Raw genomic sequence first — 22,088 nt, forward strand, 5'->3', positions numbered from 1 at the left:
TGTGTGCTGGCGTTTTTTATGGCCGCCACCCTTCGGGCTGTTGCTGACGCAACGTTAAACATTTCTCCCGGAAATTTTTTATGGCTGCCGATCGGGTCGATACCGTCATTCACGTTTCATCGCGAATAACGCGTTGCGCCGCCGCATGCTCTCTGACACAGTAATCGGCAAAAAAGAGTAACCAGAAAAAAAGAATCGCCAGCAAAACGCGTGGATGCATTTTCAGTGGAAAATGCTAAACATCGCGTTTGCGACGATTCGTCGGATGGTGAACGGGTGTGTTCGTCATCGAAAGGGAGACATCATGGTTTTGCAATCGACGCGCTGGCTGGCGCTGAGCTATTTCACTTACTTTTTTTGTTATGGCGTTTTCCTGCCGTTTTGGGGCGGGTGGCTGAAAGGCGAGGGGCTGTCCGCCGAGTCGATCGGGATGCTGTTGGGGGCGGGTCTGGTGGCGCGCTTCGTCGGTAGTTTGGTCATCACGCCCAGTGTGAAAGATCCGTCCAAACTGATTACGGTATTACGTGGACTGGCGTTACTGTCACTGGCGCTGGTCGTTGGTTTTTGGCTGGGTAATGCCTGGCTGTGGCTGATGATAGTGATGATTGGGTTTAACCTGTTTTTCGCGCCGCTGGTGCCGCTGACCGATGCATTAGCGGCAACCTGGCAGCGGCAGATCGTGATGGATTATGGCAAGGTGCGGGTTTGGGGGTCGATAGCCTTCGTTATCGCCTCTGCGGCGACGGGGGAACTGGTCGCTATCTGGGGACATCCCGCGATTCTGGCGATTCTCAGTGCGGGGCTGGCTGTCATGCTGTTAGGCATGCTGCTTCGCCCCAGCGTGATGCCGCAAGCCGCAGCGTCGACGACACAGTCTGTTAGCGTGACGCCGTGGAAAACCTTGCTGACTGAGCCTGCGGTATGGCGTTTCCTGCTTTGTGTATCCCTGCTACAGGGCGCGCACGCGGCTTACTATGGTTTCAGCGTTATTTATTGGCAAGATTCGGGCTATTCTGCCTCAATTATCGGCTATCTCTGGTCATTAGGTGTGGTCGCGGAAATTGTCATCTTTACCTTCAGCCAACGTCTGTTTCGGCGCTGGAGCGCCAGACAGCTTCTGCTGCTCTCAGCCGTGTGTGGCGTGGTGCGCTGGGGGCTAATGGGCTCGACGGTGGCTCTGCCGTGGCTGATTGTGATACAGATATTGCACTGTGGCACGTTCACCGTGTGCCACTTGGCCGCGATGCGTTTTATCGCGGCACGTTCTGGTGGTGACATTCTGCGGCTACAGGCGGTGTATTCCGCGCTGGCGATGGGGGGCAGCATCGCGGTGATGACGATGGTATCCGGTTTCCTGTTTGAGCATTTGCAGGGCGGCACGTTCTGGGTGATGGCGCTGCTGGCGGTGCCGGCACTGTTTATCCGGCCTTCTGTCAGCCACCGTGCTGCGGTCGAAAAGGTCTAATAAAGTGGTATCTACTGTCAAGATAACGTAGTGTGGTAAAAATAATGTTACATTATAACGCTTTGAAACGCGGGTGCGGACGGATAACGTTGCTGATGACAGGCTTGGCATTCGTCCAACCCGTTTTCGCTCACCCACACAGTTTTATTGATATGCAGACGACAGTTGAGAGCCAGAACGACCACATCACCGGTTTACGTATGCAGTGGACGATGGATCCTATCACATCGGCCGATTTGCTGTATGACGCAGGAAAGGCGAAAACCGATTCTGAAATCTGGAAAAAGCTGGCGGCGGAAGTCATGGCTAACGTGTGGGGGCAGCACTATTTCACCGATATTTATCGTGATAATCAGCCCGTGAAATATACGCTGTTGCCAACCGAGTATCATCTTTCCCGCAAAGGCAATCAGGCGGTCCTGGAATTTGTACTGCCGTTGGCACATCCACAGCCGCTGGCCGGAAAGCCTTTACTGATTTCGACTTACGATCCTACCTATTTTGTCGATATGTCTTATCAAAATGATAAGGCGGTGAAGCTCGCGCCTGAGCTAGCCTCGCGCTGTAAAACGACACTCGTCACACCAGAACCTAACGCTGAACTGCAATCCTATGCGCTATCGCTGGATAAGAATGATGCGCCGGATGAAGATATGGAACTGGGGAAACAGTTCGCACAGCGGGTGACATTGCAATGTCAGTGAATCTCGGCTCGCTACCGCGCCAGCGCCCGTTGTTGAATCGACTGCGCGATCTGTGGCCGCTGTGGCTCTTTTTGGCGCTGCTGGCCTCGGCGCTGCATTACATCGTGGGGTACTGGCCGCAAATCCTGTTGCAAAGCGCGATCTGGCAGAAATCGCTGCATCAGCAAATGTCGCACCTGTTGCAAATGGTGGAACAGCAGCCGCATCAGGCGGGGTTGAGTCTGATGATATTCAGTCTGGTCTATGGTGTGCTCCACGCCGTTGGGCCAGGGCACGGTAAAGTGGTCATCATGACCTATCTGGCGACGCACCCGTCGAAGCTGAAAAGCAGCCTGAAGTTGACGTTCGCCGCGTCGCTGGTTCAGGGACTGATAGCGGTAGCGCTAGTGACCGTGGTTTTAGGGATCTTACAGTTATCCAGCCGAACGTTGCACAACAGCAGTTTCTGGATGGAAAAAGGAAGCTTCGTGCTGGTCGCGGGGTTGGGGCTCTTGCTCTGTTTCCGCGCATTGAAACAGCTGTACACCGTCCTCGTACAGCAGCCTAAACCTGCGACTATTTTGCGTGTCACCCAGCTTAACGTACCAACGGATAGACGTATGAGGCTTCGTCCGGCGTCTGTGCTTTCCCATTCTTTGCATCAGCACGACGACAACTGCGGCTGTGGGCACCGCCACCTTCCCAGCAATGAGGAGCTTGAGCGTGATAGCAGTTGGCGTACGCGCTTGATGATTGTGCTGGCGATGGGAATGCGCCCCTGTTCAGGCGCTATTCTGGTGTTGCTTTTCTCTAAAGTGATCGGCGTCTATCTGTGGGGCGTCGCCTCTGCGCTGGTGATGGCTGCCGGAACGGCGATCACGATCTCGGCGCTGGCCGTGTTGGTTTTTTACTGCCGTCGCATCGTTGAGCGTTTAGGGGCAAATCGTGCATCGCCCGTATGGCAGCGAGCGACGTTTTCTCTTCTGGCTTTTGCTGGCGGGCTGATTTTGGTTGGCTCCGGTATCCTGCTTTACCTCAGCGCACAGCCCGCGATGATGGGCGGTATTCGGCCATTCTCCGGCTAATTTTACCTTTTATTAACGTCGCGCTAAAAACCCATTGCTTCCGATAATCACGGCAGGATATCATTTCAATAATGATAACTATTATCATTTATAACCATAATCTCAGAAGGGAATAATAATGAAGAAATGGCTGTTCTCAGTCGTTGTTCTGTTGGGGCTGAGTGCGAGCGCTATCGCTATCGCTAGCGCTAACCCGATTGTTATCGAAGACGTTAGTGGCAGGAAGGTAGAAATTAAATCCGAAGTGAAGCGGATTATTTTAGGGGAAGGTCGACAGATTTATCTGCTGGCTGCCTTTGATACTGAAGCACCGTTCCAACGTGTGGTTGGTTGGCGTGACGATCTGCCAAAAGCCGATTACGACGGCTATATGGCTTATGAAAAGAAATACCCGGAAATTAAAAAGCTGCCGACCTTCGGCGGAGCGAAGGATGGTACTTTCAACGTCGAGCAGGCGCTGACGCTGAAACCGGATTTGGTGTTGATGAATCTGGAATCAAAAGCGGCGACGGATGAAGGTAAATTGATTGAGAAACTCAATTCGCTGGGTATTCCGGTGGTGTTTATCGATTTCCGCGAGAAGCCGTTTGAGAACGCGGAGAAAAGCATTCACATCATGGGGCAACTGGTCGGAAAACCACAGCGTGCGGAAGAGATTATTAAATTCCGTCGTGAGCAGATTGAGCTGGTTACCGATCGGTTGAAGAACTATCAGGGCCCACGTCCAAAAGTGATGATCGACCGTGCAGGCGGCTATGATGAAGAGTGCTGCATGTCATTCGGTGATGAGAACTTTGGCCGTATGGTTGAAGCCGCTGGTGGTGACAACATTGCCAAGAACATCATCCCCGGCACGTTTGGTTCGTTGAACCCAGAGCAGATTATCAGTTCCCGCCCGGATGTGGTGGTGGTGACAGGGGCTAACTGGAAAAACTATAACACGGCGAATGGCTGGGTTGGCGTTGGACCAGGTGCCGATCAGAAAGAAGCGCTGCAACGTTTGCAAAAATTGATGGAACGATCAGCCTTCAAAACGTTGCCCGTTGCGACCAATGGTAATGCGCATGCAATCTGGCATCAGTTCTATGACAGCCCATATCAGTTTGTGGCGATTCAGGTACTAGCAAAATGGATGCACCCGGAACTGTTTAAGGATATCGATCCTGATGCGACGTTCCGTACCTTCCATGAGAAGTTCCTGCCGCTGCCGTACCAGCCAGGCTACTGGGTCACGCTGCCAGCGAAGAAATAACACCGTCAGGCCATAATCCCGATAATAAAAAAGCACTGAACCTCATCGTTCAGTGCTTTTTTTATGCCTTTCTCTCTCGTTCAGCTATCTATCGACAGTGGCGCTGAAGAGCAGATTTCACCGCATTTTTTGTTCTGTGAGAGATCAAAGCAAACGTTTCCCTTCCCACTTACCTGATTACAGGATCGTCAGATGTTTTTGACGATCGATTATCTTGTTTTGATAGTTGGTGGTTATTGGTTTGAGATTATTAAATGGTTTTGGCGATCAGTGCTATCAAGCTGTTCGCTTCTGTGACGATAATTGAGCGTGGTAAAGGAATGTCTGATTTTTGTTCAACACGCCATGTAGGCAGGACGATGTTGTTCATTCGACATACCGGAATCAGGAAAAAAAGTGCGGTATAAAAATTCAAAAATGGAGCGGTTATGAATATCACGCAACGCTTGCTGCTGACGTTTTCACTAATGTCGCTAGCACTTATCTCATTAGTTATAGTCACTTTATCATTGTTATCAGGGTTCCAGTCTCGTTTTGAATATGTTCAGGACAATGCGATTCCGAGCATCAAAGATTTAAATAGTCTGGTGGATAAAAGTAATTCGCTGGTGCTTTTTTTGTATCGTCATCAGACCACGGATGACGATCGTAAGCTGCCCGCGATCGAACAGGACATTAATAGAACCATCGAGGAAATAAAGAACCTCAATGAGTACTACCTGATCAATGATGTCTCCAGTGAGGAAGATCGACAACTGACCAACACGGCGATTGACCTGACCAAAAAATTACAGGCGTCACTACCTGTGTTTCTTAATGCGTCAAAGGCAAATCAAAACGAGATCGCGCTTGGCCTGTTGCAGGGAACGGGTGGACCCGGAGAAGCGGTACGTAACCTGCTCGCCAATTACCGTAAACAGTTCGATCTTAATGTTGAAATGGGCGATGCGTTGCGTCAGGTGAATAAGCGGGTCTATGAGCAAACGTGGTTTGGTCTGTTGTCCGGCACGTTACTGATCGTGTTACTGATCGGCTTTTTTGCGGTGAGAACCATTCTGGGTATTAGAAAAAGCTTGAACAATATGAGTCAAACGATGGAAAGCGTCAGCACGCATCTCGACCTGACGATTCAAGCTGACGATCGGCGTAAAGATGAAGTGGGGAATACCGCTCGTGCCTTTAATCGCCTGATGCACCGGGTATCTTCGGCGTTGGCATCAGTGAGTGCGTCATCGCAGTCGGTGAGTAGCGCGGCGACACAGATTGCCGCAGGTAATGAAGATTTGTCATCCCGTACCGAGGAACAGGCTGCTTCGCTAGAACAAACCGCCGCCAGTATGACGGAAATCAGTGAGACAGTGCGCCAGAATGCGGAGAACACGCAACAGGCCAGCCTGCTGGCGGGGAATGCCAGCCGAATTTCCATCAATAGCGCGGATTCCGTTAACACGATGCTGAATACGATGGAACATATTCGTACCAGCTCGGGCAAGATCACCGACATTATTGCGCTTATCGAAGGGATTGCATTTCAGACCAATATTCTTGCCCTGAATGCGGCGGTAGAAGCAGCGCGCGCCGGCGAGCAGGGACGCGGTTTTGCGGTGGTGGCGGGAGAAGTTCGCACGCTGGCACAGCGGTCATCCACGGCGGCGCGTGAAATCAAGGATTTGATTGATGCTTCAAACTCGCTGGTATCGGCAGGTGTTGATCAGGCCAGCGACGTAGGGAAAAATATGTCGGCGATGAAAGACGCGATCCAGCAGGTGACGGATTTGGTGAATGAAATCGCGGCGGCGACCGAGGAACAAAGCCGAGGTATCAGTCAGGTGCATCAGGCCGTTAACCAGATGGACGATGTGACTCAGCAAAACGCCTCATTGGTGGAGGAGGCTTCTGCGGCGTCGCAGTCGCTACAAGAGCAGGCGAGTACGCTGAGTCAGTTGGTGGGGCAGTTCATTGTAGGACAGGTACCCTCTCTGGCGCTGGCTTCCGCTTCTGCACCTGTGCTACCGGGAATATCAACGCCGCGTCTTTCTCCCGTGAGGAAAAAAGGCGTCGTCACTCAGGATGAAACGGACTGGCAGAGTTTCTGATCCCTCAAGCCGCATGCTGTACAGTGAGACGGTATGCGGCTATAAGATCTTGACCAGTGGTGAAAAATCCAGGGGGATGACGATATGGAATCGACTGAGCACAGTGCGGAAAATTTGGGGGATTATGCGTCGTTACTGACGGAGTTCGAACATATGACCGCGTTGCTTACTCAGCTAATGAAAAGTGATTACCGCACGCTCGATCTCTACCTCAATAATTGCCGTCACCTTATTTTGCGATTTACGGCAATTTATAAGCTGCTCGATAAACCAGAGTTCGAACATTATCTGAAGCATTATGACGCACCGTTATACTACAACGTAAACAGTGTTGGTTTGGCGCTGCGTTTGTTTGAAAACATGCTGACGAACATGCGCGATATGCTTGGCTCTGAACGCCTGTCCTGTGTTGAATAACGGCACCGTCAGAGTAAGCGCTGCGAGATCGCTTTGACGCGGTAAATCAAGCGTCGTAGTTCCAGATAAGCTAAGGAAGGAAGACGGTGAGGGAACTCACCGTCTGTTCATTCAACGACGGACTTAGATGGTCGGTTCGCTTACCAATCCGTCGATAATCACCTGCGGAACGCCCTGTGAACAGCGCTCGATACGGCCGCGTACGCCATAGACCGCTGATAAACTTTCTGGGCTAATCACCTCGGCCGGCGCGCCATCAGCAATCAGGTTACCGTTTTGCAGCATCAGTACATGGTCGCCGTGACGCAGCGCGATATTGATGTCATGCACCACCACGACGGTGATGATGTTGCGCTTACGCGTTTCCTTGCGCACCAAATCCATGACGTGGAACTGATAGTTCAAATCCAGCGCGCTAAGCGGTTCGTCCAGCAGGAGAAGCGAAGGTTGGCGGATCAGCGATTGCGCTAATCCGACCAGCTGTTTCTGCCCGCCTGAGAGCTGATCGAGATAGCTCAACGCCAGATGTTCAATGCCAAGCTGACGCAGCAGATTCATGACTTCATCCTGCTTTTCAGCACTGTGCATGCCGCCGGACGCACGCTGTGCGACGATGATCGATTCCAGCACGTGCAGGTGAACGCCTGCGGGAAGGGATTGTGGCAGATAAACGACTTTTTCCGCCCGCTGAGCGAATGGTAACGTCATCAGATTGGTATCATCCAACCACAGTTCGCCTTCGGACGCATTCAGGCCCGCCATGGCGCGCAGCAGCGTGGATTTACCGCTGCCGTTGGGGCCGAGTAGCACGGTAATTTTCCCGCGCGGCAACAGGGGGACGGACAGATCGCGAATCACCTGACGCTTAGGATAACCGGCGCGAAAGTGGGAAAGGCGTAATCCAGAAGCGGTTTGCTGGTTCATACGTTTCCTCTGTGGCGCAGGATAATACTCAGGAAGAAGGGCACGCCAACCAGTGATGTGACGATACCGACCGGGATAATGACGCCGGGGATGAGATTTTTCGAGGCAACGGACGCCATCGACAGCACCAATGCACCGGTTAAGGCACTGGCAGGTAGATAGAAGCGGTGATCTTCACCGAAAACCATACGTGCGATATGTGGAGCAACCAGACCGATAAAGCCGATGGGGCCAACAAATGCGACTGAAATGGCAGATAAAATACTGATGCGCAGTAGCGTCGCTAGACGCAGGCGGCGAACGTTAATGCCAAAACTCACGGCGCGATCTTCACCCAACCGCAGCGCCGTCAGTTTCCATGAACTCATCAGCGAAATGGGCATGATGATGGCCAGAACCAGCAGCAAGATGCCCAGTTTTTCCCACGACGCGCGCGCCAGACTGCCCATCGTCCAGAACACCAGACCTTGCAGCGTGTCTTCGTTGGCGATGAACTGGAGCATGGAAACCAGCGCATTGAAAGTGAATACCAGCGCGATACCGAATAGCACAACGCCGGACGTGGCGACCTGCGTCCAGCGCGTAATTCCATCAAGCAGCAAGGCTGCCAGCAGGGCAAAGATAAAAGCGTTTGCAGAGATAAACCACTGAGCCGGAATGCCGGGGATACCGATGCCGAGGACGATAGCCAGCGCGGCGCCGAATGCGGCGGCGGAAGAAACGCCGAGCGTAAACGGACTGGCCAACGGGTTATTCAGGATGGTTTGCATTTCTGCGCCAGCCAGGCCGAGCGCCAGCCCGACAATAATCGCCATTAGCGCGTAAGGCAGACGAATGTCCCAAACGATCACGCGTGTACCGGCATCGGCGCTGGCCGGATCGGTCAGCGTTTGCCACAGCACATCAAGCGTCAGGCCTGAAGGTCCCATCGTGAAATCCAGCAACAACGAGCCGATGATGATCAACAGCAGTATCGCCATCACACCCACGCGGCGTCGAATGATGCCGCGATAGTTGTCCATAACGGTGTTGGCATCCGCGGCAGTATTGCGGATACCCGGTTCAGTGGTCGTACTCATGAAAAATTACTCACCTTGTTTCCAGGCAAAGATAAAGTCACTGTCAGGCAGCGAGGTAAAATTTTGAATGATATGGTGATACGTGTCATCAGGGTTCAGGCTGGTAAACGCCTGAGGATAAATATCTTTTGCCAGATATTCCATACCGACAATGTTGTAGGGATGGTTGTAGAAATGGTGGTAAACGCCATAGACGTGTTTCGCCTGAACTGCCGGAATCTGGCTAATACCCGTGCGGCTTAGTAGCACATTAGCCTGATTGCGAACGTCTTCTACGCTGGCGCCATAGCCTAACGGCAGTACTTGGCTGTTACCACGCTTAGAGCCCGTCATGATGTAGGCATCAGGTTTCATGCTGATGATTTTTTCCAGAGAGACAAAACCCGTTGCGCCTGGCAGTAAATCTGAACCAATGTTTTTCGCGCCGACTGCTTCAACTAATCCGCCCCAGCCGCTTTTACTGTGCGTGAAGCAGCAGGAATCAGAGTTTCCGGCAATCGGTTCAACAAAGACGCTTGGTTTCGGGGTGATCGTGGCGGTTTTCTGCTGAATGGCATCAAAGTGTTGGCGATAGAAATCGGTATACGCTTTGGCATTGGCTTCGCGGTTCAGCACTTTCCCCAATAGATCGATGCTGGGGGCGGTATCTTTCGCCGGATTCACTTCGTAATCGACAAACAAGACGGGAATATTCAGCGCGCTGAGCTTGTCGATCACACCGCTTTCCTTCAACGCTGGCTTGGCGCGCAACTGGGCAATCATCAGGTCCGGCTGTTTTGACAGCACGCTTTCCAGGTCGACGTTGCCTTTGTCACTAAATCCCATATCCAGAATGCCGACGGACTCAGGCCATTTTCCTTTCAGCATGTCCCAGGTTGCTGTGTCCTGTTTTTTTGCCAGATTGTTCCAGGCAACCAGACGCTGGAAGGGATTATCGCGGTCGAGCAGTGCCATTGCCATAATATCGCGGCCATCCTGCAGAATGATGCGCTGCGGTTCTTGTTTAATGGTGACACTTTTCCCGTCAAGATCGGTGACGGTAAGGGGATATTGGGTGGCGTAGCTGAAAAGTGGGGTGGTGCAGAGGGCGGTCAGAAAGAGCGATCTTACTGATTTTCTTAACATGGTGGCGATCCTAATTCACAATTTATCAGAGCAATGAGTTTGATAATTATTATCGTATAAGGATAAACAATGCGTATACAGGATTCATATGTAAAGAAAAATAACAACTCCGGCTCTTTTTGTTTTTATGTGGGAGCCGGAGTCGGTCGAGATTAGCGCTTCAGCGCGTCGCTCAGTTCTTCACGGATAGTGCCCAGTATGGCTTTCACTACACGTGGATTACCTGCGACCAGATTGCCAGACGCAATATAGTTATGGCCGCCAACGAAGTCCGTTACGATCCCGCCTGCTTCACGAACCAGCAGCTCGCCGCCAGCAAAATCCCACGGCTTCAGACCGATTTCAAAGAAACCGTCAACGCGACCTGCGGCAACATACGCCAGATCCAGTGCGGCAGAACCTGTACGACGGAAATCCGCGCAGTGGGTGAACAGCGCGCCGATGGCATTGATATAGGTTTTGCTATGTTGCTTTAATTTGAAGGGGAAACCTGTTGCCAGTACGGTGCCTTCCAGATCGCGGGCAGTACTGCTGCGCAGACGGTAGCCGTTCAACTGTGCGCCTTGACCACGGGTCGCGGTAAACAGTTCATTACGCATAGGATCGTAAACGACGGCAACTTCGGTACGGCCTTTAATGCGGACCGCGATAGAAACAGCGAAGTGAGGTAAACGTTTGATGAAGTTGGTGGTGCCATCCAGAGGATCGATAACCCATTGTACTGCCGGATCTTCACCTGCCAGCTCGCCACACTCTTCACCAATAATGGTGTGCTGTGGGTAAGATTTGCGGATGACTTCAATGATCAGACGTTCTGCATCCCGATCGACGTTGGTTACAAAATCATTGCTGCCTTTCTGGCTAGCTTCGACGGCGTCTGGCGTTTCATAGTTTTTGGCAATCAAATTACCGGCTTTACGCGCAGCGCGTATAGCGATGTTGAGCATCGGATGCATGGTATCGGTCCACTGGAATGTTAAAGAACGGAAAGCGGCGCAGAGTATAGCAGTAGAAAAGTAAAATATCTATACACGTCATTCTTCAAGCCGCATGTGCGTTGGCTACACTCACTCACCCGAATCACTTACTGGAGTAAGCTCATCGGGGTTCCTTCATTTGCCGCCTTCCTGCAACTCGAATTATTTAGTGTATAAGTTTGTGTTAAGGTATGGCGAGTTCCTTTTCGCACCACTTCCTTCTATCTATCGCACAACAGAGTTCATATGTTAGACAATATTCGCATTGTTCTGGTCGAAACGTCGCACACTGGCAATATGGGGTCAGTGGCCAGAGCGATGAAAACCATGGGGTTAAGCAAACTCTATCTGGTCAACCCGTTGGTTAAGCCTGATTCACAGGCCATTGCGTTGGCGGCAGGCGCCAGCGATGTTATCGGTAATGCCACCATTGTTGATTCGTTCGATCAGGCGCTCGAAGGGTGTGGTCTGGTCGTTGGCACCAGCGCACGTTCCCGAACCTTACCCTGGCCGATGTTGGAACCGCGTGAGTGCGGCGTTCGCAGCGCGCAGGAAGCAGAGCACGCACCAGTGGCGCTGGTGTTCGGGCGTGAGCGCGTGGGGTTGACGAATGATGAACTTCAGAAATGCCATTACCACGTGGCGATTCCCGCAAACCCGGAATACAGTTCGCTCAATCTGGCGATGGCAGTGCAGATCATCGCTTATGAAGTGCGTATCGCGCATTTGGATCGGTTACAGGCCGGACAGCCGCAACATGAAGAATCGCCGTACCCGCTGGTCGACGATCTGGAGCGGTTTTATCAGCATCTTGAACAGACATTACTGCAAACCGGGTTTATCCGACCTGCGCATCAGGGGCAGGTCATGAACAAGCTGCGTCGTCTGTTTACCCGCGCCAGGCCTGAAGCTCAGGAACTTAACATCCTGCGCGGAATACTGAGTTCGGTACAAAAAACACACGACGAATAATACTTGAGTGTTTTGCTCGGTTAAATAGTTGACTAAAACACTCAGGAATGTCAGACTCGCGGTATGTTCTGCCAATACATGTTTTCATAATACATGTTTTACCTACAGGTACCACTATCATGAGACTGACATCCAAAGGCCGTTACGCCGTTACCGCCATGCTCGATGTGGCTCTGCATTCCCAGGAAGGGCCAGTTCCATTGGCGGATATTTCTGAACGCCAAGGTATTTCACTGTCTTATCTGGAGCAGCTGTTTTCACGCCTGCGTAAGAATGGACTGGTTGCCAGCGTTCGTGGCCCGGGCGGCGGTTACCTGCTGGGTAAAAGCGCGAATGAAATCGCCGTTGGTATGGTTATTTCTGCCGTCGATGAATCCGTGGATGCAACACGCTGCCAGGGTCGTGAAGGCTGTCAAGGTGGCGATCGCTGCCTGACACACACGCTGTGGCGCGATCTGAGTGACCGTATTACCGACTTCCTGAATAACATCACGCTGGATGAGCTGGTGAATAATAAGGAAGTGCTGGATGTTGCGGATCGTCAGGATGCGGACATTCGCCGCACCGCCAATGGACGTATTCAGGAAACGATCAACGTTAACCTGCGCGCCTGATACACCTTCAACGTGACGAGTACCTTTACTCGTCACGTTTTGCCTTTCTGATAGCTGCATAATCCTGTCCACATTGCCCAATGTGGGGCTGGTTTAATTCCGACTATCACGATGTTGTGCCAACGATAACATCGTCAGATTTTTGCATTGGCCCGAGAGGTTGCGGGTATAAACAGCCTGTCAATAAAACAAAACGCATTGTACGTTTTGAAGTGATGTACGGAGTTTATGAGCAATGAAGTTACCTATCTATCTCGACTACTCAGCCACCACGCCGGTTGACCCGCGCGTCGCTGAGAAAATGATGCAGTTTTTGACTTTGGACGGTACGTTCGGTAACCCGGCTTCCCGTTCCCACCGTTTTGGCTGGCAGGCGGAAGAGGCGGTAGATATCGCCCGTAATCAAATCGCTGAGCTGGTTGGCGCTGACCCACGTGAGATTGTCTTCACGTCAGGCGCGACCGAAGCCGATAACCTCGCGATTAAAGGCGTTGCCAACTTCTATCAGAAGAAGGGCAAGCACATCATCACCAGCAAGACCGAGCACAAAGCCGTGCTGGATACTTGTCGTCAGCTTGAGCGCGAAGGTTTCGAGGTCACCTATCTGGCTCCGCAGCGTAACGGCATTATCGATCTGGCTGAACTCGAAGCCGCAATGCGTGAGGACACCATTCTGGTTTCCATCATGCATGTTAACAATGAAATCGGTGTTGTGCAGGATATCGAAACGATCGGCGAGATGTGCCGCAGTCGCGGTATCGTGTTCCACGTCGACGCCACGCAGAGCGTAGGCAAGCTGCCTATCGATCTCAACCAGTTAAAAGTGGATCTGATGTCTTTCTCCGGCCATAAAATTTATGGACCGAAAGGGATCGGAGCACTGTATGTTCGTCGTAAACCCCGTATTCGTCTTGAAGCACAGATGCACGGCGGCGGCCATGAACGTGGTATGCGTTCTGGCACCTTGCCTGTGCACCAGATTGTCGGCATGGGTGAAGCCTACCGCATCGCGAAAGAAGAGATGACCGCAGAAATGGATCGCCTGCGCACGCTGCGCGATCGTCTGTGGAACGGTATTAATGATATTGAAGAAGTCTACCTGAATGGTGACATTGAGCAGGGCGCGCCTAACATCCTGAACGTCAGCTTTAACTACGTTGAAGGTGAATCACTGATTATGGCGCTCAAGGATCTGGCGGTATCGTCCGGTTCTGCCTGTACATCGGCCAGTCTGGAGCCCTCCTACGTGCTACGTGCGCTGGGCATGAATGATGAGCTGGCGCATAGCTCGATCCGTTTCTCGCTGGGGCGTTTTACCACCGAAGAAGAGATCGACTACACCATCGAGTTGGTGCGTAAATCCATCGGTCGTCTGCGCGATCTTTCTCCGCTGTGGGAAATGTTCAAGCAGGGCGTGGATATCAGCAGCATCGAATGGGCGCATCATTAATTCACCAGATCGGGGACGACTATCATGGCTTACAGCGAAAAAGTAATTGATCACTATGAAAACCCACGCAACGTGGGTTCATTTGACAACGCCGATCCTTCTATCGGCAGCGGCATGGTCGGCGCGCCAGCGTGCGGCGATGTGATGAAGTTGCAGATAAAAGTCAACAATGAGGGTATCATCGAAGATGCCCGCTTCAAGACGTACGGTTGTGGTTCTGCCATTGCCTCCAGCTCGCTGGTCACAGAGTGGGTAAAAGGCAAATCGCTGAATGAAGCTGAAGCGATTAAGAACACGCAGATTGCCGAAGAACTTGAGCTACCGCCAGTGAAGATTCACTGCTCCATTCTGGCGGAAGACGCTATCAAGGCAGCGATTGCGGATTACAAAAGTAAACGCGACGCGCAGTAATCTCTGCGGCTGAACTCGGCGGGGCACCGTGTCTCTCGGTGCCTGTTCCTGTCGAGATGGCGAACGATCGAGGTAACAGTATGTCGATTTCTCTGAGCGAAAGTGCGGCACAACGCGTGAGCGCTTTCATCGCCAACCGGGGCAAGGGCCTTGGGCTGCGTCTTGGCGTACGGACATCCGGTTGTTCCGGTATGGCGTATGTGCTGGAATTTGTTGATGATTTGAATGACGGTGATACGGTCTTTGAAGACAAAGGCGTCAAAGTCATCGTGGACGGCAAAAGCCTGGTCTATCTTGATGGAACCGAGTTGGATTTCGTCAAAGAAGGGCTGAACGAAGGTTTTAAGTTCAATAACCCGAACAGTTCCGGCGAATGCGGTTGCGGCGAAAGTTTCAACGTCTGACCCCTCTCGGGTAGTCGCGTGCTATCAGTGAATGGTCTGCGCTGCTACCCAGAACTCCCAGAGTACCACTATGGATTACTTTACGTTATTCGGGCTGCCGATTCGCTATGATGTGGATGGCGGCCTGCTTGCATCCCGTTTTCAGGCGTTGCAGCGGCAGTTCCATCCCGATCGTTATGCTGCCAGCCCAGAGCGCGAGCGCATGCTGGCAGTGCAGCAGGCGGCGACGATCAACAATGCCTATCAGGCGCTCAAGCATCCGTTGAAACGCGCGGAGTACATGTTGTCGCTGCACGGCTTTGATGTGAACAACGAACAGCATACGATGAAGGACACAGCATTCCTGATGGAACAGCTGGAACTGCGCGAAGAGTTGGACGCGATCTCACAGCGATCTGATGCGGATGTGGCGTTGAGCGCGTTTGCCGGACGGTTGCAGGCCATGATCGTCAAACGCCGTTCGCACATGCGTGATGAACTCGATAATGAGACGTGGACAGACGCCGCAGATACCGTGCGCAAGCTACGCTTTTTAGACAAGCTCCAGCAACAGGTTGAAGAACTCGAAGAACAATTGCTGGACAGATAACTGGTTAATTCGGCGGGAAACCCGATAGTTGTTGCTATACCGGCTTTTTCGCCAGCCAATTGATGGAAGCTCAATATGGCCTTATTACAAATTAGTGAGCCTGGTCTGAGTGCCGCACCGCACCAGCGCCGTTTGGCTGTCGGTATTGATTTAGGCACCACCCATTCTCTTGTTGCTACGGTGCGCAGCGGTGAAGCCCAAACGCTGGCGGATAGCGACGGACGTGACCTGTTGCCATCGGTTGTCCACTACCGTCGCGATGGCCACAGCGTTGGCTGGCAGGCGCGCGACAATGCTGCTCGCGATCCGGAAAATACCGTCAGTTCAGTCAAACGCCTGATGGGGCGCTCTCTGGATGATATTCAACAGCGCTACCCGCATTTACCGTATCGTTTTCATGCCAGCGATAACGGCCTGCCGCTGATTCAGACACCTGCTGGTAACCTCAATCCTGTACAAGTCTCGGCAGATATTCTGTCCGCACTGGCTGCGCGCGCGGAAGCGGCGTTAGGCGGTGTGCCTGATGGCGTGGTGATTACCGTTCCTGCGTATTTCGATGACGCACAGCGTCAGGGCACCAAAGACGCGGCACGTCTTGCCGGGCTGCACGTCTTGCGTCTGCTCAATGAACCGACCGCCGCCGCGATTGCCTACGGGTTGGATTCCGGTAAAGAGGGCGTGATCGCCATTTACGATCTGGGCGGCGGCACCTTTGATATTTCCATTCTGCGTCTGAGCCGCGGCGTTTTTGAAGTGCTGGCGACAGGCGGTGATTCTGCGCTGGGTGGTGATGATTTCGATCATCTGCTGGCGGAGTGGTTGCGTGAACAGGCGGGGATTCACGATCGTGACGATCGCCAGTTGGATCATGCGCTTCGCGCTGCGGCGGTGAAAGCCAAAATTGCGCTCAGCAGCACCGAGTCAGCGAGCGTGAGTGTTGCTGGCTGGCAGGGTGATATTACCCGTGAGCAGTTTGATTCGCTGATCGCTCCACTGGTGAAACGCACGCTGCTGTCCTGCCGTCGTACGCTGAAAGACGCAGGACTGACGCCGGAAGAGGTGCTGGAAGTGGTGATGGTAGGCGGATCGACACGTGTTCCGCTGGTGCGCGAACAGGTGGGAACGTTTTTTGGTCGCACGCCGCTGACGTCGATCGATCCAGATAAGGTCGTGGCGATGGGTGCGGCGATCCAGGCGGATATTCTGGTGGGCAACAAGCCAGACAGCGACATGCTACTGCTTGATGTCATCCCCTTGTCCTTGGGGCTGGAGACGATGGGCGGATTGGTGGAAAAAATCATTCCGCGCAATACCACGATCCCGGTTGCCCGCGCACAGGAATTCACCACCTTCAAAGACGGCCAGAGCGGCATGATGATCCACGTCTTGCAGGGCGAACGCGAAATGGTAGCGGACTGCCGTTCGCTTGCTCGCTTCTCGTTGCGCGGCTTGCCGCCGCTACCTGCTGGTGGGGCGCATATTCGCGTGACCTTTCAGGTCGATGCGGATGGCCTGCTGAGCGTGACGGCGATGGAGAAATCGACGGGCGTTGAGGCGTCTATTCAGGTGAAGCCATCATACGGTTTGAGCGATACGGAAATTGCCACGATGATCACCGACTCGATGCTGAATGCGAAGGAAGATGTCGGCGCGCGTCGTCTGGCAGAGCAAAAAGTGGAGGCGGCACGCGTGCTGGAAAGTTTGCAAAGCGCGTTGGTGGCTGACGCCGAGTTATTGAGCAATGACGAAAAAGGCGTCATTGTCGCGGCATCCGAACACCTGCATACGATGATGCAGGGCAGCGATCCCGTGGCGATTGAAGCCGCGATTAAAACAGTCGATCAACAAACCCAGGAATTCGCCGCTCGCCGTATGGATGTTTCTATCCGTCGCGCGCTGGCAGGCCATTCTGTGGATGAGGTGTAACATGCCTAAGATAGTTTTTTTACCGCATCAGGATCTGTGTCCTGAAGGGGCGGTTTTGGAAGCGGAACGCGGTGAAAGCATTCTGGAAGTCGCTCTGCGTAACGGTATTGACGTTGAGCATGCCTGCGAGAAATCCTGCGCCTGCACCACCTGCCACTGTATCGTGCGTGAAGGGTTTGACTCGTTGGCGGAAAGCACTGAAGAAGAAGACGACATGCTGGATAAGGCCTGGGGACTGGAACCGGAAAGTCGTCTGGGCTGTCAGGCGCGTATTGCTGGGGACGATCTGGTCGTCGAGATCCCGCGCTATACGATCAACCACGCGCGCGAACATTGATTCGAATAGGGAGAAACCGTTATGGGGTTAAAATGGACAGACAGCCAGGCTATCGGTGAAGCGCTTTACGACCAGTTTCCCGATCTCGATCCGAAAACGGTGCGTTTCACGGATATGCACCAGTGGATCTGCGAACTGGATGAATTTGACGATCGACCGGACGCCTCCAATGAAAAAATTCTGGAAGCGATCCTGTTGGTCTGGTTAGATGAAGCCGACTAACATTATGACGGGCTGCCTTGGGTGGCCCATTTTATTTCGTGCCAAAATTCGTAACATTTTCATGTCATGATGCACGGTTTATGTATCTGCAAATATGAAAAGTACCTGCAAACATGAAAAGTGGCAGGAATATCCATTATCGGAGAAGCACTATGACGAACAATACCATGCTGATTTCACTCTCCACGCAACCTGCTGATGCGCGCTGGGGAGAAAAAGCGACGCTGAGTGTGAATGAGCAGGGTTTTACCATTCATGTTGGAACGACGTCACTGAATGGCAAAGCTGCGCTGGCAACGATCCAGCGTGCCGCCCGTAAAATCGACGGGCAGGGGATTAAACACGTTAAATTAGCCGGTGAAGGCTGGGATCTGGCAAACAGCTGGGCATTTTGGCAAGGGTATCGCGGGCCGAAAGGGCAAAGAACGGTTGAATGGGCGGATCTGAACGACGCCGATAAGAAAGAACTGAACGATCGTCTGAAGATTGTTGACTGGGTGCGTGACACTATCAACCTGCCTGCTGAAGATTTGGGGCCAGAACAACTGGCAACCCGCGCAGTCGATTTATTGTGTGATGTTGCCTGTGATGCCATCAGCTACCGTATCACCAAAGGTGAAGATCTGCGTGAGCAGAATTACGCCGGTCTGCACACGGTCGGTCGCGGTTCTGAACGTCAGCCGGTGCTACTGGCACTGGACTATAACCCAACGGGTAACGCGGATGCGCCAGTGTTCGCCTGTCTGGTGGGCAAAGGTATTACGTTTGATACCGGTGGCTACAGTCTGAAGCCTAGCAGCTCTATGGATTCCATGAAATCGGATATGGGCGGTGCAGCCACTCTGACTGGCGCACTGGCGCTGGCGGCGTCACGCGGTTTGCAACAGCGTGTGAAGTTGTATCTGTGCTGTGCGGACAACATGGTCAGCGGCAATGCGTTCCGACTGGGTGATATCATTCGTTACCGCAACGGCAAGACGGTTGAAGTCATGAACACGGATGCGGAAGGGCGTCTGGTGCTGGCGGATGGCCTGATCGATGCCTCCGAGCAGAATCCGCAGTGGATTATCGACTGCGCAACGCTGACGGGCGCAGCGAAAATGGCGCTGGGTAATGATTATCACGCACTGTTCAGCTTTGATGATGAGTTGGTTGCGGCATTGCAGGAAAGTGCGAAAGAAGAAAACGAGCCGTTCTGGCGCCTGCCACTGGAAGAATTTCACCGTAGCCATCTGCCGTCCAGCTTTGCGGATCTGAACAATATTGCCAGTGGTGCAAACACCGCCGGTGCCAGCACGGCGGCGGCTTTCCTGTCGCACTTTGTGAAAAATTACCAGCAGGGCTGGTTGCACATCGATTGCTCCGCAACATACCGCAAAAGTGCGGTAGAGCAGTGGGCTACAGGCGCGACGGGGCTCGGTGTTCGCACGCTGGCGAATCTCTTGCTGAGCAACGCCAAGTAGTCTGTTCAGGTCTTAAGCGTCGGTTTTTAACGTAATCATGTTGAGGAAAGTATGGAGTTTTCGCCACGTAATAAACTGGAAGAAGTGTTGATTCTGGCCGCAACGGAACCCGCACATCGTCCTGAATTTTTCAGTGAACTGATGGAAGCCACGGTGTTTGTGCTGGGTACTACTGATGACGGAGATGAATCCGGCGAAGTAGTGTTGCATGCGGGCAGTAATGTGAACATCCAACACTGGGAAAAAGACGACGGCTCATCCGCGATTCCTTTCTTCTCTTCTCTGGAAGCATTACAGAGCGTGATTACGGAAGAGGCCTCTTTTCTGGCACTGCCGACGCGTTCGCTGTTTGAAATGACACAGGGCGTCACGCTGTTCCTCAATCCTAAGCTGCCGTACGGCAAAGAGTTTTTGCCGCAGGAAATTGAACATATTCTGTCTGGCGAAGGTAGCGGTTTTGTTCAGCAGCGCGTTGTTGAAGAAGATATGCAGGTGATGCTGAGTCAGCCAGCCGAGATGCCAGCACAGATGATTGATTCCCTGACGCAGCTGTTTACCAAGCATCGTCATGTAAAACGGGCGTTTCTGGCGCAGATTCAGGAACCGGGTGAAGAGCAGCCGCATCTGCTGATCGGCATTGATGCCGATCAGGATGAGGAAACCATCATTCGTGAAGCGGGCAGCGTCGCCAGTGATACCTTACCGGACGAGCGCCCTGTCGATCTGTGTCTGGTGAAAGAGGGCGAACCGGGTATCAGCCACTACATGATTAAACACACTACGCCGTTCTACGAGCGCAAGTGGGGCAGTTTCCTGAGGGAGTTTAAGGCCACCGGCAACGCCTGATACCGGGTATAAGTTTGATACAGGCGACAGCGGATTACGATTTTTCCGCTGTTGCCTGCAACAGTAGTAAATCGATCAACATCACCAGATTCGATTCAAATGAGCTAATCTCGCCGGCTTCCGCCGCATAGTGAACCGCATCATCGTAGAGCCGGAAGTGCAAATCGGCCAACTCGCCTAATGAATTCAATGACGCTCGGGTAAACGCGATCACCTTCATGCCAATGTTTTTGGCGATACGCGCCTTATCCAACACCTGCTCGGTTTCCCCACTGCGGGAAATGGCGATAAACACCTGATATTTTGGCGCGTTATTAAGAAAAATGCCCCGGCTGTCTCCTAGCCCGGAAGAGAACGCATCTTTCCCCAGCACCTGTAGCTTCTTCGCCAAATATTCGGCAAACAGGTGAGAAAACCCCGCACCGTAGAGGAAAAAGTGGCTTTCCTGTCGCAGGATAGCGCTGAAAGTCGCTCTATCCTGATGGCTAATGTAGGCAAACGTGCGCTGGTAGTTGTCGACAAAATGCTGGAAAGCATCGGGAAGTGAAGCGTCATCGGGCGTGACGACGGGCGAGGGGGAAAGCCGCGAATTATCCGTGAGCAGCGTTTTACAGTGATAAATGAATTCACTGTAGCCGCTAAAGCCGATTTTCTGGCACAGCCGCATGATGGTTGCGGTGGAAACATAGGTCTTCTGTGCCAGCTCACGCACCGTGATTTTGCCGATCAGCGACGAATGTTCGGCGATAAAAGCCAGCACGCGGTATTCCGCGCGGGTCAGCACCTGACCGTGCTGCATTAAGGACGCCAGCCGATTATCCACCCACTACCCCTAATTGACGGCAATAAAATACCGAGCAGAGCTAATCACGCACAATCGGAACGTCATCGCGGCTACCCCAATCGCTCCATGAACCGTCGTACAGCGTCACATTCGGGACATTTAACTGCGTCAGCGCCAGCACCACGACAGATGCTGTTACGCCGGAACCACAGCTGGCGACGATGGGACGAGTGAAATCCACGCCGTGCTTATGCAGAATGGTTGCCAGTTCAGCGTTGGATTTCAGCGCACCGTTATGCACTAAATCGGTCCACGGCACGTTCAGGCTACCGGGAATATGACCGCGATGCAGGCCGGGACGCGGTTCGTCCACTTGGGCATGAAAGCGCGGAGCGGGGCGGGCATCGACAATCTGTTCTGATTTATCCCGGCTGATGGAGAGCACGTCGTCGCGTGAGCGAATCGCGCTTTCATCCAGCGTGGCGTGGAACGCGGTTGGCTTTGGCGTCACATCGCCCTGTTCCAATGGTAGGTTCTGTGCTGTCCAGCCCGCCAGCCCACCGCTCAGAATGGAAACGGATGTCGCGCCGAAGGTTTGCAACATCCACCACGCGCGCGGTGCGGAGAAGAGATTGCCTTCATCATAAATCACCAGATGTTGCTGATTATTGATCCCCAGTTCGCCCATCGCCCGCGCGAAGTCTTCGCGAGTTGGCATCATATGCGGCAGATCGGTGCTGTGATCGGATAAGGCTTCAATATCAAAAAAAACCGCGCCAGGCAGATGACCGGCACGGTATTCGGCATGAACATCACGGGTGGTGTTGCCCGGCGGCAGCATGCGGGCGTCAATGAGCGTGATACTGCTGTCATTCAAGTGGCTGGCAAGCCAGTCTGCGGAAACAAACCGCTCATGAGAAACGGGCAAATCAGAAGACGATGCTGACATAGATCCTCCACGTTGGGG

Annotated in this window: 23 protein-coding genes; 17 read left to right on the forward strand and 6 right to left on the reverse strand. The window is 52.9% G+C overall.

Annotated elements, in window-relative coordinates; translation table 11 throughout:
- Window positions 1–304 precede the first annotated feature (304 nt).
- The 6 genes from I2D83_RS06450 to I2D83_RS06475 all read left to right on the forward strand — a co-directional run bounded on the left by I2D83_RS06450 (window position 305) and on the right by I2D83_RS06475 (window position 6,998).
- Entirely contained in the window at window positions 305–1,465 is a 1,161-nt protein-coding gene (locus I2D83_RS06450; RefSeq protein ID WP_181848762.1) for a 3-phenylpropionate MFS transporter, read from the forward strand.
- 44 nt (window positions 1,466–1,509) lie between these two features.
- Entirely contained in the window at window positions 1,510–2,169 is a 660-nt protein-coding gene (locus I2D83_RS06455; RefSeq protein WP_181848761.1) for a DUF1007 family protein, read from the forward strand.
- Complete coding sequence (locus I2D83_RS06460; RefSeq protein WP_205947738.1) at window positions 2,160–3,233, forward strand: nickel/cobalt transporter; 1,074 nt, start codon at window positions 2,160–2,162, stop codon at window positions 3,231–3,233. Before I2D83_RS06455 ends, I2D83_RS06460 begins: the two co-directional genes overlap by 10 nt.
- A gap of 118 nt (window positions 3,234–3,351) precedes the next feature.
- Window positions 3,352–4,485, forward strand: coding sequence for an ABC transporter substrate-binding protein (locus I2D83_RS06465; RefSeq protein ID WP_205947739.1), 1,134 nt, complete (start codon window positions 3,352–3,354; stop codon window positions 4,483–4,485).
- Between the two features lie 428 nt (window positions 4,486–4,913).
- Window positions 4,914–6,581, forward strand: a complete 1,668-nt coding sequence (locus I2D83_RS06470) for a methyl-accepting chemotaxis protein (RefSeq protein ID WP_205947740.1) — start codon at window positions 4,914–4,916, stop codon at window positions 6,579–6,581.
- Between the two features lie 84 nt (window positions 6,582–6,665).
- Window positions 6,666–6,998, forward strand: coding sequence for a hypothetical protein (locus I2D83_RS06475; RefSeq protein ID WP_181829116.1), 333 nt, complete (start codon window positions 6,666–6,668; stop codon window positions 6,996–6,998).
- 123 nt (window positions 6,999–7,121) lie between these two features.
- On the opposite strand, the gene I2D83_RS06480 is transcribed toward I2D83_RS06475, so the two are convergent.
- From I2D83_RS06480 to suhB, 4 genes are all read right to left on the reverse strand, one after another.
- The gene (locus tag I2D83_RS06480) at window positions 7,122–7,922 is read right to left on the reverse strand and encodes an ABC transporter ATP-binding protein (RefSeq protein WP_015841211.1); all 801 of its coding nucleotides are present in this window, start codon (window positions 7,920–7,922) and stop codon (window positions 7,122–7,124) included.
- The gene (locus I2D83_RS06485; protein ID WP_181829115.1) at window positions 7,919–9,001 is read right to left on the reverse strand and encodes a FecCD family ABC transporter permease; all 1,083 of its coding nucleotides are present in this window, start codon (window positions 8,999–9,001) and stop codon (window positions 7,919–7,921) included. The genes I2D83_RS06480 and I2D83_RS06485 overlap by 4 nt, the downstream gene beginning before the upstream one ends.
- Window positions 9,002–9,007: 6 nt before the next feature.
- Window positions 9,008–10,126, reverse strand: a complete 1,119-nt coding sequence (locus I2D83_RS06490) for an ABC transporter substrate-binding protein (RefSeq protein ID WP_181845612.1) — start codon at window positions 10,124–10,126, stop codon at window positions 9,008–9,010.
- Window positions 10,127–10,278: 152 nt separating this feature from the next.
- Window positions 10,279–11,082 (reverse strand): inositol-1-monophosphatase, encoded by an 804-nt coding sequence (gene suhB / locus I2D83_RS06495; protein ID WP_180779501.1) that lies wholly within the window; start codon window positions 11,080–11,082, stop codon window positions 10,279–10,281.
- 267 nt (window positions 11,083–11,349) lie between these two features.
- Between suhB and trmJ the strand changes: the two genes are divergently transcribed.
- The 11 genes from trmJ to sseB all read left to right on the forward strand — a co-directional run bounded on the left by trmJ (window position 11,350) and on the right by sseB (window position 20,337).
- The gene (gene trmJ / locus I2D83_RS06500; protein ID WP_015841207.1) at window positions 11,350–12,075 is read left to right on the forward strand and encodes a tRNA (cytosine(32)/uridine(32)-2'-O)-methyltransferase TrmJ; all 726 of its coding nucleotides are present in this window, start codon (window positions 11,350–11,352) and stop codon (window positions 12,073–12,075) included.
- 119 nt (window positions 12,076–12,194) lie between these two features.
- Complete coding sequence (gene iscR, locus I2D83_RS06505; protein ID WP_015841206.1) at window positions 12,195–12,689, forward strand: Fe-S cluster assembly transcriptional regulator IscR; 495 nt, start codon at window positions 12,195–12,197, stop codon at window positions 12,687–12,689.
- Window positions 12,690–12,924: 235 nt separating this feature from the next.
- Complete coding sequence (locus I2D83_RS06510) at window positions 12,925–14,139, forward strand: IscS subfamily cysteine desulfurase (protein WP_015841205.1); 1,215 nt, start codon at window positions 12,925–12,927, stop codon at window positions 14,137–14,139.
- A gap of 24 nt (window positions 14,140–14,163) precedes the next feature.
- Window positions 14,164–14,550: a Fe-S cluster assembly scaffold IscU gene (gene iscU / locus I2D83_RS06515; protein ID WP_005970177.1), complete on the forward strand. Its 387-nt coding sequence runs from the start codon at window positions 14,164–14,166 to the stop codon at window positions 14,548–14,550.
- A gap of 80 nt (window positions 14,551–14,630) precedes the next feature.
- Window positions 14,631–14,954 carry an iron-sulfur cluster assembly protein IscA gene (iscA, locus tag I2D83_RS06520; protein WP_180779502.1) on the forward strand — a complete coding sequence of 108 codons (324 nt, stop codon included), beginning with the start codon at window positions 14,631–14,633 and terminating at the stop codon, window positions 14,952–14,954.
- Between the two features lie 70 nt (window positions 14,955–15,024).
- Window positions 15,025–15,543, forward strand: coding sequence for a co-chaperone HscB (hscB, locus tag I2D83_RS06525; RefSeq protein WP_180779503.1), 519 nt, complete (start codon window positions 15,025–15,027; stop codon window positions 15,541–15,543).
- Between the two features lie 75 nt (window positions 15,544–15,618).
- Complete coding sequence (hscA, locus tag I2D83_RS06530) at window positions 15,619–17,469, forward strand: Fe-S protein assembly chaperone HscA (RefSeq protein ID WP_205947741.1); 1,851 nt, start codon at window positions 15,619–15,621, stop codon at window positions 17,467–17,469.
- Window position 17,470: 1 nt separating this feature from the next.
- Entirely contained in the window at window positions 17,471–17,806 is a 336-nt protein-coding gene (fdx, locus tag I2D83_RS06535; RefSeq protein WP_005970171.1) for an ISC system 2Fe-2S type ferredoxin, read from the forward strand.
- Between the two features lie 21 nt (window positions 17,807–17,827).
- On the forward strand, window positions 17,828–18,028 hold the full coding sequence (iscX, locus tag I2D83_RS06540; protein WP_205947742.1) for a Fe-S cluster assembly protein IscX: 201 nt from the start codon (window positions 17,828–17,830) through the stop codon (window positions 18,026–18,028).
- A 152-nt stretch (window positions 18,029–18,180) separates the two neighbouring features.
- On the forward strand, window positions 18,181–19,491 hold the full coding sequence (gene pepB / locus I2D83_RS06545; protein WP_181845616.1) for an aminopeptidase PepB: 1,311 nt from the start codon (window positions 18,181–18,183) through the stop codon (window positions 19,489–19,491).
- Window positions 19,492–19,542: 51 nt separating this feature from the next.
- Window positions 19,543–20,337 carry an enhanced serine sensitivity protein SseB gene (sseB, locus tag I2D83_RS06550; RefSeq protein ID WP_015841200.1) on the forward strand — a complete coding sequence of 265 codons (795 nt, stop codon included), beginning with the start codon at window positions 19,543–19,545 and terminating at the stop codon, window positions 20,335–20,337.
- Between the two features lie 34 nt (window positions 20,338–20,371).
- Here the strand turns inward: sseB and I2D83_RS06555 are convergent, their stop codons facing one another.
- Both I2D83_RS06555 and sseA read right to left on the reverse strand, forming a co-directional pair.
- Window positions 20,372–21,160: a MurR/RpiR family transcriptional regulator gene (locus tag I2D83_RS06555; protein WP_205947743.1), complete on the reverse strand. Its 789-nt coding sequence runs from the start codon at window positions 21,158–21,160 to the stop codon at window positions 20,372–20,374.
- A 40-nt stretch (window positions 21,161–21,200) separates the two neighbouring features.
- Window positions 21,201–22,070 (reverse strand): 3-mercaptopyruvate sulfurtransferase, encoded by an 870-nt coding sequence (gene sseA / locus I2D83_RS06560; RefSeq protein ID WP_205947744.1) that lies wholly within the window; start codon window positions 22,068–22,070, stop codon window positions 21,201–21,203.
- Window positions 22,071–22,088: the final 18 nt, after the last annotated feature.

Source organism: Pectobacterium aroidearum (assembly GCF_015689195.1).
Taxonomy (GTDB): Bacteria; Pseudomonadota; Gammaproteobacteria; order Enterobacterales; family Enterobacteriaceae; genus Pectobacterium; species Pectobacterium aroidearum.

Excerpts from the sequence above, each read along its gene's own strand:
- I2D83_RS06480 (WP_015841211.1), bottom strand. The coding sequence starts at position 7,922 with ATGAACCAGCAAACCGCTTCTGGATTACGCCTTTCCCACTTTCGCGCC.
- trmJ (WP_015841207.1), top strand. The coding sequence starts at position 11,350 with ATGTTAGACAATATTCGCATTGTTCTGGTCGAAACGTCGCACACTGGC.
- iscX (WP_205947742.1), top strand. The coding sequence starts at position 17,828 with ATGGGGTTAAAATGGACAGACAGCCAGGCTATCGGTGAAGCGCTTTAC.
- pepB (WP_181845616.1), top strand. The coding sequence starts at position 18,181 with ATGACGAACAATACCATGCTGATTTCACTCTCCACGCAACCTGCTGAT.
- I2D83_RS06450 (WP_181848762.1), top strand. The coding sequence starts at position 305 with ATGGTTTTGCAATCGACGCGCTGGCTGGCGCTGAGCTATTTCACTTAC.
- I2D83_RS06490 (WP_181845612.1), bottom strand. The coding sequence starts at position 10,126 with ATGTTAAGAAAATCAGTAAGATCGCTCTTTCTGACCGCCCTCTGCACC.
- I2D83_RS06465 (WP_205947739.1), top strand. The coding sequence starts at position 3,352 with ATGAAGAAATGGCTGTTCTCAGTCGTTGTTCTGTTGGGGCTGAGTGCG.
- I2D83_RS06455 (WP_181848761.1), top strand. The coding sequence starts at position 1,510 with ATGTTACATTATAACGCTTTGAAACGCGGGTGCGGACGGATAACGTTG.
- iscA (WP_180779502.1), top strand. The coding sequence starts at position 14,631 with ATGTCGATTTCTCTGAGCGAAAGTGCGGCACAACGCGTGAGCGCTTTC.
- sseA (WP_205947744.1), bottom strand. The coding sequence starts at position 22,070 with ATGTCAGCATCGTCTTCTGATTTGCCCGTTTCTCATGAGCGGTTTGTT.
- I2D83_RS06485 (WP_181829115.1), bottom strand. The coding sequence starts at position 9,001 with ATGAGTACGACCACTGAACCGGGTATCCGCAATACTGCCGCGGATGCC.
- I2D83_RS06470 (WP_205947740.1), top strand. The coding sequence starts at position 4,914 with ATGAATATCACGCAACGCTTGCTGCTGACGTTTTCACTAATGTCGCTA.
- I2D83_RS06475 (WP_181829116.1), top strand. The coding sequence starts at position 6,666 with ATGGAATCGACTGAGCACAGTGCGGAAAATTTGGGGGATTATGCGTCG.
- iscR (WP_015841206.1), top strand. The coding sequence starts at position 12,195 with ATGAGACTGACATCCAAAGGCCGTTACGCCGTTACCGCCATGCTCGAT.
- sseB (WP_015841200.1), top strand. The coding sequence starts at position 19,543 with ATGGAGTTTTCGCCACGTAATAAACTGGAAGAAGTGTTGATTCTGGCC.
- suhB (WP_180779501.1), bottom strand. The coding sequence starts at position 11,082 with ATGCATCCGATGCTCAACATCGCTATACGCGCTGCGCGTAAAGCCGGT.
- fdx (WP_005970171.1), top strand. The coding sequence starts at position 17,471 with ATGCCTAAGATAGTTTTTTTACCGCATCAGGATCTGTGTCCTGAAGGG.
- hscB (WP_180779503.1), top strand. The coding sequence starts at position 15,025 with ATGGATTACTTTACGTTATTCGGGCTGCCGATTCGCTATGATGTGGAT.
- I2D83_RS06460 (WP_205947738.1), top strand. The coding sequence starts at position 2,160 with ATGTCAGTGAATCTCGGCTCGCTACCGCGCCAGCGCCCGTTGTTGAAT.
- I2D83_RS06510 (WP_015841205.1), top strand. The coding sequence starts at position 12,925 with ATGAAGTTACCTATCTATCTCGACTACTCAGCCACCACGCCGGTTGAC.
- iscU (WP_005970177.1), top strand. The coding sequence starts at position 14,164 with ATGGCTTACAGCGAAAAAGTAATTGATCACTATGAAAACCCACGCAAC.
- hscA (WP_205947741.1), top strand. The coding sequence starts at position 15,619 with ATGGCCTTATTACAAATTAGTGAGCCTGGTCTGAGTGCCGCACCGCAC.